This window comes from Polynucleobacter sp. 80A-SIGWE (genome assembly GCF_018882295.1).
In the GTDB taxonomy this organism is placed as follows: Bacteria; Pseudomonadota; Gammaproteobacteria; order Burkholderiales; family Burkholderiaceae; genus Polynucleobacter.
Genome location: NZ_JACVOR010000002.1, coordinates 941,294 through 952,010, shown reverse-complemented (window position 1 = coordinate 952,010; position 10,717 = coordinate 941,294). Strand labels below are relative to the sequence as shown.

Sequence of the window (10,717 nt, the reverse complement as noted above, 5' to 3'; positions counted from 1 at the left end):
TAGTCTCAGATGGATTTAGGTGGTTTACACGGGAGTAGGGTTACCCTTTAAAGCCATATAATTCATGGGCTTATGGATAATGGTAGAGTTCATTGGAGGGGCAAAATCTAGACACCTCTTCCGCCAAATAAAAAACCCCAGCAATCACTTGCTGGGGTTTTGTCTTTCTAGTTACTAGAAAGCGTTATTACATTACTTCTTAGCAGCTGGTGCGCTTACTACTGCAGCAATAGCTTCTGTGTAAACCACTTTAACTTGGTCGTTTACAGCGATATCTTTCATCAAGTCAGGGTTCTGAACTTTAACTTTGAAGATATTGCCTTGTGGGCCTTTTAAAGAAACGATGTTCTTGGTTGTATCAATCGCTTCAACATTGGCAGTAGCAGTAACAGTGTTAGTAGTAATCATGCCTGGCTTGTCGCCTTGTGGAGCAGTAGTCGTGCTTGTAGTCACTTGCTCGCTAGTTGTGCCTGGATTTTTTACCTTAACCAACTCAATAGCAACAGCGAGTTCGTAAACAACGTCAAAACGGTCGCCAACTTTGATTTCAGCAAAGTTCTTAACTTCAGGGCCAGCAACGATAGAAGTTTCGCCGTCTTTATTTTTCAGAGTAACAGTGCGAGTAGCAGCATCAACCTTAGTTACTTCGCCGTCGTAAATGAGGGCAGCTTCTTGAGCAGCTACACCAGCGATAGGTGCTTTTGGCTTAGTGAGGAAAAGGTATGCGCCAACTGCGATAGCAGCAATGACGATAGCAATGATGATTTTTTTCATAATGATTTGGTCCTTAATGTTAATCATGTGCAATACCCTGTTGAAGGGGTAATGCGGTAATAGATAAAAGCTAATAAATAGCGATTCTGACAATTGTATTACTCATATCGACAATCAGAATGATTGTTGAGTTAAATGAACCCAATCCCTTTTCAATACTTGACTATTCTGCTTATCTATATGGACCGCATTGTCACATCAAAGGAGCATACTAATAGCTAGAAGTAAGTAAATAAGGGGTATGTATGTTGTTTAAAAAATGGGCAATATGTAGTCTGGTTGGCCTGAGTTTCTCTGCAATGGCAGCAACGCCATCGGACTTACTGAAGTCTTATGAGGCTCAATCTGGTAAAGCTTCGCCTGCAAGGGGTGAGCAGTTCTTCAATGCCAAGCATGGCAAAGAGTGGAGCTGTGCCTCCTGCCATGAAAATCCCCCCAATCACGACACTAAACATATTGTTACTGGTAAGGTAATTAAGCCATTAGCACCTAGCGCCAATCCTGCGCGCTTTACAGATGAAGCCAAGGCAGAGAAATGGTTTAAACGAAATTGCAATGATGTATTGGGTAGAGATTGCACCGCCCAAGAAAAAGCAGATGTGCTCTCTTGGTTAATGACTGTTAAATAAATCTCATCAATATGAAAAAAACTATATTCATTGCTGCTTCCTTGCTGCTAGCAGCTTCGACCACGTTCGCCGCCAAAATGACGATGCCTGCTGATGCACCAGCTTCTTATGAGGCTGAGTGTGCAAGTTGTCATATGGCCTATCCGCCAGCGCTATTGAGCGAGCAAAGCTGGAAAAATGTAATGTCTAGTCTGTCAAAACACTTTGGCACTGATGCTAGCGTGGACGCAAAGACTCAGACTGAGATTACGAGCTGGTTAATTAAGAATGCAGCTACTCGTCAAAAATATAGCGAGACTGCTCCAGAAAACCGCATCACCAAAACAACTTGGTTTATCCGTAAGCATGATGAGGTAAGGCCAGATGTTTGGAAGAGGGCGGGAATTAAGAGTCCCGCCAACTGCGGCGCCTGTCATATTGATGCCGCTAAGGGTGTCTTTAGTGAAAATAACATTAAGATCCCCGCAAAATGAATACATCTGTACACGATACCGTTGGCGCCACTGGAAAAGTGAAGCAAGAAATTATGGTGTGGGATATGCCAGTGAGAGTGTTTCATTGGTTATTGGTGATTTGTTTTGCTGGTGCGTGGCTCACTTCAGAGAGTGAGCGCTTGGCCATGATTCACTATGCGTTTGGCTATACCGCATGCGTACTCGTCCTGGTTCGATTGGTGTGGGGCGTCATTGGTACTCGCTACGCAAGATTCAGTCAGTTCCTCAAAAGCCCTAAAGCAGTCATTGAGCATTTCATGGCGATGTTGCGTGGTCATCCCCATCACGATGTTGGCCACAATCCTGCGGGTGGCTTGGTGATGTTTGCGCTCATGCTTCTTATTCTCTTGATCGGATTTACTGGTTATCTGACAGTTAAGGAATTCTTTGGTAATTTTGCTTCTGAGATACATGAAGCGGTTGCCAGCCTGGTCCTTGGCTTGGTTATTGTTCACGTCATTGCCGCAATTGGAATGAGCGTTATTGAAAAGCAGAATCTGGTGCGATCCATGGTCACTGGCAAAAAGAAGGGCTTTCCAGAGCAGGGTATTCGATATCCGCAATACCTGATTGGTTCCCTTATTTGTTTGGGCGCACTTTACTTCTTCTATCTAACCTTGAGTGGTGGCTTGCCCAGCCTCACACAGTAAATGCCCTGCCCGAGAGGGATGTAAGTCCCTAGCCATGTCCCTCGTTGTACGATAGATAGCATGAAGCTTCTGATTGCCCTGTATTTCTTCATCCTGGCCACTATTCAGTTGGGCCTGCTATTAGGTATTTATCACTATCACCGCTCCCAAAGTGATCTTAGACCCAATCCTTATTGGATGAGTTCATTAATAGCAAATATTCTCGCCTTATTAATCTTCGGTGGTGGTGCGCTGGTAATTCAGAGTATGCAAAATCCTGCATTTAATTTCACGATTGCGAATTCACTGTTTTATATCGCCGCTATTTTTCAGCTTCTATTTTGCAAATCACTGATTGGCCCAGTTACTAAGCGTTTGCAATATGGCTTTGCACTTTCTACGATTATTTTTATACCAACTTTCGAGTTTCTTCGTCTTTATGGAAACTACGAGATTCGCACTGCATTTATGTGCACGATTGGGATCATATTCTTCTCTTGGCAAATTTTGATGCTCAGGCGCAAAAGAAGTTTAGAGCCTTCTCAACAGTTAATGTATATGCAATATGCAACTGCAGTTGAGTTATGTTTTTCCTTGGGACGCCTAGGGGTTTTAGCTTCAACCGGTTTTACCATCAGCAGTGTGGAGCAAATTCCGCAACTGTTGATATTGCTGACTATTGGTCAGTTAGTTATTAATACACTCTCTTACATTGCTCTTGGGGGCTATTGGGCGGAAAGAGTCGCCTTAGCAAACGCAAAATCAAAAAGTGAAAATGATGAGATTAAGGCGCTCCTATTGGAGCGGGAGAACTTGATATCCGGGCTTCTAAAGGCTAATAAAACCGTTGCTACTGGAGCCTTATCAGCCTCTATTGCTCATGAACTGAACCAACCCTTAGGCGCCTCTTTCTTAAATATTCAATTTCTTCAGAAGAAGCTCGCCGAAGGCAGTTTAAGTGCCGAGCAGAATCAAGAGGTCTTATCAGCCTTATTGTCAGACAATCAAAGGGCTGCAAATATCATTCGATCGCTCAGATCGATCTTTTCAGACGGAAAGATTGGCGCGGAACAGGTAGAGCTTGGTGAGTTAATTGAATCCGTTCTCAAGATTACTAAACCTGAAATTCAGTCAAAAAATATTCAAGTTGTACTCAGCCTCTCATCGAGCACATTGGCGAATATCAATCGAACTGAAATTCAACAAGTCCTTCTGAATTTAATTAACAATGCCATTCAAGCTCTGGCTGAATCATCCGCCACGGTAAAAACCTTGAAGATTGAAACCCATGATGTTCCTGATGGGGTAGAGGTATTGATTTCCGACAATGGTTTCGGTATTACGACAGAAGCTCAATCCCACCTATTTGAATTGCTTGCCGGTAGTAACAAAAAGTCAGGCATGGGTTTGGGCTTATGGCTCTGCCAGCACATCATTGCTCGCCATGGTGGGAATATTCGGTATCGGGATGCTCAGGGTGGCGGGGCGCAATTCATCTTCTTTTTACCTTCCCTTATGGACTGAGTATTAGCTCTTAGGCTAATTGCCCAAAGGCAGTCCTCTCTTTAAATTCGTAAAGTACCTTTTTTACCAATATCTGCAACACCTTAAGGCTTCTATGAAAACCCAACTCACGCTCATTGCAATCTCTATTGCACTCCTTTCTAGTAATTCTGCTTTGGCTGCTGGAGGCGGGGGAGTAGTTGCTGATCCAGGGGCAATGCAAGGAAAGCACTTTGATCCAAAAGGTAGGGCGCCATCGACCTTTACCGTAGAGCTGCAAAATGGTTTGCGCAAAACCCTGCCATTTGAAGATAAACGTGACTTTGAAGAAGCTAAAAAAGGATTTATCGCTGCTCCTCCATATAAGACCATCATGGCTGACGCTGGTAACGTTGCCTGGGATATGGGTAGTTATGAGTTCTTATTGCAGGGCAAAGACTTTGATAGCGTTCACCCATCATTGCAACGCCAGGCGATTCTTAATATGGGTTATGGCCTCTATGAAGTAGTGCCGGGAAAGATCTATCAAGTGCGTGGCTTTGACCTCGCCAACATTAGCTTCATCAAAACCAATACCGGATGGATTGTGTTTGATCCATTAACAGCAAAAGAGACGGCTCGTGCAGCACTTGAGCTGGTAAATGAGAAATTAGGAAAGCGTCCAGTGGTAGCGGTGGTGTATTCCCATTCCCATGGTGATCACTTCGGCGGTGTGCGTGGCGTAGTGGACGAAGCAGATGTGAAGAGTGGCAAGGTAAAAGTAATCGCGCCTGCTGGATTTATGGATCATGCCATTGCTGAAAACGTCTACGCTGGAAATGCTATGACCCGTCGTATGTACTTTCAATATGGCGTACTGTTGCCGCGTAGTCCATTTGGTCACGTAGACCAGTCGATTGGTAAAAATACTGCGGCAGGTAATTTGGGCTTGATTGAGCCTAACGCCTACATCAATCAGCCATATGAAAAGATGACGGTAGATGGTGTGGAAATGGAATTCCAAAACACACCAGGTACTGAAGCGCCTGCCGAGATGAATACCTACTTCCCGCAGTTCAAGGCGTTTTGGGCGGCAGAAAACATTACCGGAACGATTCACAACATTTACACATTGCGTGGCGCTTTAGTGCGTGACTCTTTGGCCTGGTCAAAGAATATTAATAATGCTTTGTATCGCTACGGTAATGAGAGTGAAGTGATGTTTGCATCTCATACTTGGCCACGTTGGGGTAATGAACGTATTCAGGAAGTGATGCGCACTCAACGCGATAGTTATGCGCATTTACATAATGAAGTTCTGCATTTAGCTAACAATGGCGTCACCATTAATGAAATTCAGAACGTCTACAAACAACCTGAGAGCTTGAAAAAGCAATGGGCTGCTCATAGCTATCACGGCTCTGAAGAGCACAATAGTCGTGCAGTCATCAATCGCTATCTTGGTTACTGGGATGCAAATCCAGCAACCTTGGCTCCCTTGTCTCCGAAAGATTCTGCTCCGCTATATGTTGAGATGATGGGTGGTTCTGCCAAGATCATGGCCAAAGGTAAGCAGCTTTATCAGCAAGGTAAATATCGTGAGGCGATGGAGATTGTGAATAAGCTTGTATATGCCCAGCCAAATAACACTGCTGCAAAAGATTTATTGGCAGATATTTTTGAGCAGATTGGCTATCAAAAAGAAAGCCCAAGTATGCGCAATAGTTTCTTGGGCGCTGCATATGAGCTTCGCCATGGAATGCCTTCAGGAGCATCACCCAAGTCAAATGGTCCTGACATGATCAAGGGCATGACAACGGAGTTGTGGCTCAATGCCTTGGCAATCAGCATGGATAGCAAAAAAGCAGCGGATATGAAATTCACTATCAACCTTGTCACCCCAGATAATGGTGAGAAGTTTGTAGTGGAGATGAGCAACTCTGCCTTGACTAATATCAAAGGTCAGCAGGCAAAGAATCCAAACTTGACTGTTACATTAAATCGTAGCGATCTCGAGCGGGTAATGGGCGGTCAAACAACATTTGATAAATTGCAGGCCGAAGGTAAGGTTAAGTTTGAAGGGGATCGTAAAGTATTTGATCAGTTGCGCGGCACTTTGACAGTCTTTACCCCAGACTTTGAATTAATGCCTGGTACAAAGCCTAAAAAGCCTGCGCCTGCTAAGCCAAATAGAGATCCATTCGAAGCTCAAGAGATGGCTATTACAGCCGGTGAGTAAGTAAATCATTTGCGATAAAAAAGGACTCTACGGAGTCCTTTTTTAATACTCAGAAACTGGAAAATTTCCCCTTAGGGATTAAAGGCTCCACCTTCTTCTAGCGCCTTGAGTTCGTCGCCGGCGATACCTAATTCTTGAAGCACCTCATCAGTGTGCTCGCCAAGCAAAGGGGGGTGGCGAGACACTTGTTGCGGTGTACCCATCATCTTGACTGCAAAGCCAATATTGGGAACCTTGCCCTCGATTGGATGATCAATCTCCATGCGCATCTTCCGGTGCTGACCATGCTCGCTATCAAAAGCTTCGGGGTAGGTATTAATCGGCCCAGCTGGAATGCCTGCCGCCAAGAGGAGGTCAACCCATTCCTCACTGGTTTTTGTAACAAAGGTCTTCTCAAGTTCTGCTGCCAACATTAAGCGATTGGCTAGGCGCAGTGGATTGGTGATAAACAGCGGATCTTCAAATAATTCTGGGCGACCAATCTTGTCGCAGAGGAGTTTCCAGAGTTTTTGATTGGTGGCGCCCATCACGAAGTAACCATCAGAGGCTTTCATAGCCTGATAGGGTGCGCTCATGTGATTGGCGGTACCCAACTTATATGGCTCAACGCCTGTGCCCCAATACTGCGCTGTATCCCAGATTGAGAACGCTAAGGCAGAATCAAATAGAGAGGCGTCAATAAATTGACCTTCGCCGGATTTGGTTTTACCAATATAGGCTGACAAAATTCCATAGACTGCGAAGAGGGCGCAACCAATATCGGCTACTGGAACACCTGCTTTAACAGGTGGACCATCAGGATAGCCTGTCACACTCATGACGCCAGACATCGCTTGTGCCATCAAATCAAAACCAGGGCGATCTGCCCATGGACCCGTTTGCCCAAATCCAGAGATGCTGGCATAAACCAATCCCGGATTAATCTCTTTCAGCGAAGGGTAATCAATACCCAGTTTTTTCATGACCCCTGGGCGATAGTTTTCAACGAGGATATCTGCGGTTTTAACGAGTTCAAAAAATACCTTTTTTCCGGCATCAGTTTTGAGGTTGAGTGTCACGCTGCGCTTATTGCGATTCATATTCAGAAAGCCCATGCTGTCTGAACCTTTCATCTTGAATCCCATTGCCCCACGAGTCTGGTCTCCAGTGCCTGGAGGTTCGATTTTGATGACATCAGCACCCAAGTCGGCAAGCAACATACAGCAGTAGGGGCCCGCCATTACTTGACTCACGTCAAGAACTCGGACGCCAGCCAGGGGTAAAGGCTTGCCGGTAGGTGTTTTCATCATTGTCTCAATTGTTTTTATATGTTTATATTGTTCTGCTAAATACTAGCCTTGAATATAAAACAAAAAATGGAGACCGTATGACCAATCAATCCCCTAAAAGGATTTTGCGTAGATTCGCTTTTTTGGCCCTAGGTATTTGTAGCGCCTTGCCATTTTCCGCGAGTGCGCAACAGGCCTTCCCAACCAAACCTATTCGTTTAATCGTCGGATTTGCTCCTGGTGGTGGCACCGATATTGTGGCTCGTGCTATCGCTCCAAAGATGGGCGAGATTTTGGGTCAAAGTGTCATCATTGAAAATAAATCTGGTGCTGCTGGAACTATTGGTGCAGACCTAGTTGCTAAATCTAATCCAGATGGCTACACATTATTGATGGGGCATTCCAACTCCAATGCAATTTCCCCTTATGTGCTGAAGAACGTTCCTTACAACCCAGCAACAGACTTTACGCCGATCACCTATTTGGGTTACGTGCCAAACGTGCTGGTGGTTAAATCTTCTCTTCCGGTGAACTCGGTGGCTCAGTTGATTTCTTTGGCTAAGCAGAACCCAGGTCAAATGACATATGGTTCTTCTGGTATTGGCAGTACGCAGCATTTGGCTGGCGCCTTGTTTTCGAAGATTGCTGGTGTAGAAATGAATCACGTCCCTTACAAGGGAAGCGGTCAAGCGATTGTGGATTTATTAGGCGGTCAAATCACAATGAACTTTGATACCTTGCCACCAAACTTACAGCAGATTCGTCAGGGCAATTTAAAGGCCTTGGCAATTTCTACTCCAAAGCGTTTGGCATTGTTGCCTAATGTACCTACATTTAATGAAGTAGGCATCGTTGGATTTGATGTCACCAATTGGTACTCCGTGATGGGTCCAAAAGGTATGGATCCAGCCGTAGTGAACAAAATCGACCAGGCAGTCAAAGCGGCTACGAATGATCCAGAGATTAAGAAAACATTGGATGCTCAGGGTCTGCAGCCAGAAGGTCCAGCAACACCAGCTGCTTTCAGCTTATTCTTGGCAGGTGAGTTGGCAAAGTATCAGCGCTTGGTAAAGAGTCTGAATATCAAGGCTGAATAATCTCTAGAATCAGTTTATTCAGTTATAGTATTTGCAGACCCTCTCTCTTGAATGAGGGAGGGTTTTTTATTTCATGACAGCAGAAAACAACTCCACTCCAGAACGCATTGCTGAAGTTCGCTTAGAGTTTCGCAATGATGTTGCGTACATCACCTTCGATCACGTTGCTGCCCGTAATGCAATGACGGTAGGGATGTACCAGAGCTTGAAATCCATTTGTGAAGACTTAGCCAAGAACTCAAAGGCCAAGGTTGCTATCTTGCGAGGTGCTGGCGGTAAGTCCTTTGTCTCTGGAAGCGATATCGCTCAGTTCTCTAGCTTTACCTCAGGTGAAGACGGGATTGCGTATGAAGAGGGTATCGATCAATATTTAGCACCTCTGGCAACATTGCCTATCCCGACGATTGCGGTGATTGATGGCATGGCGGTTGGAGGAGGGCTTGCGATTGCCAGTTGTTGCGATTTCAGAATCTCCACACCAGATGCCCGCTTTGGGGTTCCGATTGCAAAGACACTCGGCAATTGTCTATCTGCCGTTAACGTTGCTTGGCTCGTGGCGCATCTAGGTGTCAATATTGTTAAGCGCATGTTGTTATTGGCCGAGCTTGTGACTGCATGCGAGTTGCTGAAACAGGGTTATCTTCTAGCTACTTATCCCACAGAAAATATTGAGACTGAGGCTAATCAATTGGCTGAGCGCTTAATGAAATTAGCCCCCATTACGCAAAAAGCCACCAAGCTCACCTTGGCTGGATTGATTAAAAACAACTTACCGGACTGCAGCGATCTCATTCGGGAATGTTATGGCAGTCAAGATTTTAAGAATGGGGTTTCTGCATTCTTAGATGGCCAGCCACCTGTCTGGACTGGAAAGTAATCTAGGCTCGCAACACCTCTTTAGACTTATAAGAACATCTCTTGCAGATTGTTGAGATAGCGCAAACCTTGTTCAGTTGCTTTGAGCTTGTTCGGGTTGAGATCTAACAAACCTTTCTTGCTAGCTTCTTCCAATCCTTTTGAAACCACGTTCAGTGGCAAGCCGGTGCGCTCACTAAAGGTGATGGTATCTACACCATCTGTTAGGCGCAATGTATTGAGCATGAATTCAAATGGAAGATCTTTAGCGGGAATCTCTCTTGCTTCAATTAAGGCATTGCCTTGACTTTCCATTGCCTGCATATAGGTTTCTGGATGACGCTCTCGCACTTGGCGGGTAATTTTGTCCGGGAAGGAAATCTTTCCATGCGCGCCTGCGCCAATCCCGATGTAATCCCCAAAGCGCCAGTAGTTGAGATTGTGTTTGCACTCCTGATCTTTTTTGGCATAAGCGGATACTTCATAGCGTCGATAGCCTGCTGCCTCTAATAGTGCCAAGTTTTGTTCAAAGATTGCATCTATCTCATCTTCATTTGGAAGCTTCGGAGGAAAGTTCGCAAAGTAAGTATTGGGCTCTAGTGTGAGGTTGTAAAAGGATAGGTGTGGAGTCTTAAATGAGAGGGCAGTTTCAATATCCGCTTTAGCTGCTTCCAAAGTTTGGTTCGGTAAGCCAAACATCAAATCCAGATTGACCGATTTAAAGTGTTGCAAAGCAATCGCAATTGCGCGCTTAGCTTCCTCACCGTTATGAATGCGCCCCAATGCTTTGAGTTGTTGATCCTGAAAGCTCTGAATGCCCAAAGAGACGCGATTGATACCTGCTTTAGCAAAGCCGGCAAACTTCTCCGCTTCGACCGAGCCGGGATTAGCCTCCATGGTGATTTCACAATCAGGCTCTAAGTTCACACGTGCTCGAATAGCTGAGAGGAGCTCACTCATGCCATTGGCAGACATCAAGCTTGGTGTGCCACCCCCAATAAAGATGCTATGTACCTGACGACCCCAGATGCGAGGTAATTCCGTCTCAAGATCAGCAATGAGGGCCTTGAGATAGCGCGCCTCATCAAATCCCTGGGAAGCTTTTGCACCCGAATCCGTATTACCAACGCCATCTTTAATTTGATGTGAGTTGAAATCACAGTAAGGGCACTTCTTTTCACACCACGGAAAGTGAATATACAAAGACAGCGGGGGAAGGGCGGTGAGTTTTGGCTGTGTCGCCAAAACCG

The 10,717-nt window shown here is 45.2% G+C and carries 10 protein-coding genes; 7 read left to right on the top strand and 3 right to left on the bottom strand.

The features are described 5' to 3' along the window. Positions 1-192: 192 nt before the first annotated feature. Entirely contained in the window at positions 193-801 is a 609-nt protein-coding gene (locus tag ICN25_RS09645) for a hypothetical protein (RefSeq protein ID WP_216182054.1), read from the bottom strand. Positions 802-1,019: 218 nt separating this feature from the next. On the opposite strand from ICN25_RS09645, the gene ICN25_RS09640 reads away from it, so the two are divergent. The 5 genes from ICN25_RS09640 (at position 1,020) to ICN25_RS09620 (ending at position 6,247) form a co-directional block, all read left to right on the top strand. After that, the gene (locus ICN25_RS09640) at positions 1,020-1,403 is read left to right on the top strand and encodes a DUF1924 domain-containing protein (RefSeq protein ID WP_216182051.1); all 384 of its coding nucleotides are present in this window, start codon (positions 1,020-1,022) and stop codon (positions 1,401-1,403) included. Between the two features lie 11 nt (positions 1,404-1,414). Further along, positions 1,415-1,876: a diheme cytochrome c gene (locus ICN25_RS09635; protein ID WP_255536746.1), complete on the top strand. Its 462-nt coding sequence runs from the start codon at positions 1,415-1,417 to the stop codon at positions 1,874-1,876. Next, positions 1,873-2,547 (top strand): cytochrome b/b6 domain-containing protein, encoded by a 675-nt coding sequence (locus ICN25_RS09630; protein WP_216182048.1) that lies wholly within the window; start codon positions 1,873-1,875, stop codon positions 2,545-2,547. The genes ICN25_RS09635 and ICN25_RS09630 overlap by 4 nt, the downstream gene beginning before the upstream one ends. A 60-nt stretch (positions 2,548-2,607) precedes the next feature. After that, entirely contained in the window at positions 2,608-4,050 is a 1,443-nt protein-coding gene (locus tag ICN25_RS09625) for a sensor histidine kinase (protein ID WP_216182045.1), read from the top strand. Positions 4,051-4,144: 94 nt separating this feature from the next. Continuing rightward, positions 4,145-6,247: an alkyl/aryl-sulfatase gene (locus tag ICN25_RS09620; protein WP_216182042.1), complete on the top strand. Its 2,103-nt coding sequence runs from the start codon at positions 4,145-4,147 to the stop codon at positions 6,245-6,247. A gap of 71 nt (positions 6,248-6,318) precedes the next feature. Here the strand turns inward: ICN25_RS09620 and ICN25_RS09615 are convergent, their stop codons facing one another. Further along, positions 6,319-7,533, bottom strand: coding sequence for a CaiB/BaiF CoA transferase family protein (locus ICN25_RS09615; RefSeq protein ID WP_370624734.1), 1,215 nt, complete (start codon positions 7,531-7,533; stop codon positions 6,319-6,321). Between the two features lie 80 nt (positions 7,534-7,613). On the opposite strand from ICN25_RS09615, the gene ICN25_RS09610 reads away from it, so the two are divergent. After that, positions 7,614-8,612 (top strand): tripartite tricarboxylate transporter substrate binding protein, encoded by a 999-nt coding sequence (locus tag ICN25_RS09610; RefSeq protein WP_216182036.1) that lies wholly within the window; start codon positions 7,614-7,616, stop codon positions 8,610-8,612. Positions 8,613-8,685: 73 nt separating this feature from the next. Further along, positions 8,686-9,489 carry an enoyl-CoA hydratase/isomerase family protein gene (locus tag ICN25_RS09605; protein ID WP_216182033.1) on the top strand — a complete coding sequence of 268 codons (804 nt, stop codon included), beginning with the start codon at positions 8,686-8,688 and terminating at the stop codon, positions 9,487-9,489. Positions 9,490-9,515: 26 nt separating this feature from the next. Here the strand turns inward: ICN25_RS09605 and hemW are convergent, their stop codons facing one another. Then, positions 9,516-10,712 carry a radical SAM family heme chaperone HemW gene (gene hemW / locus ICN25_RS09600; protein ID WP_216862899.1) on the bottom strand — a complete coding sequence of 399 codons (1,197 nt, stop codon included), beginning with the start codon at positions 10,710-10,712 and terminating at the stop codon, positions 9,516-9,518. Positions 10,713-10,717: the final 5 nt, after the last annotated feature.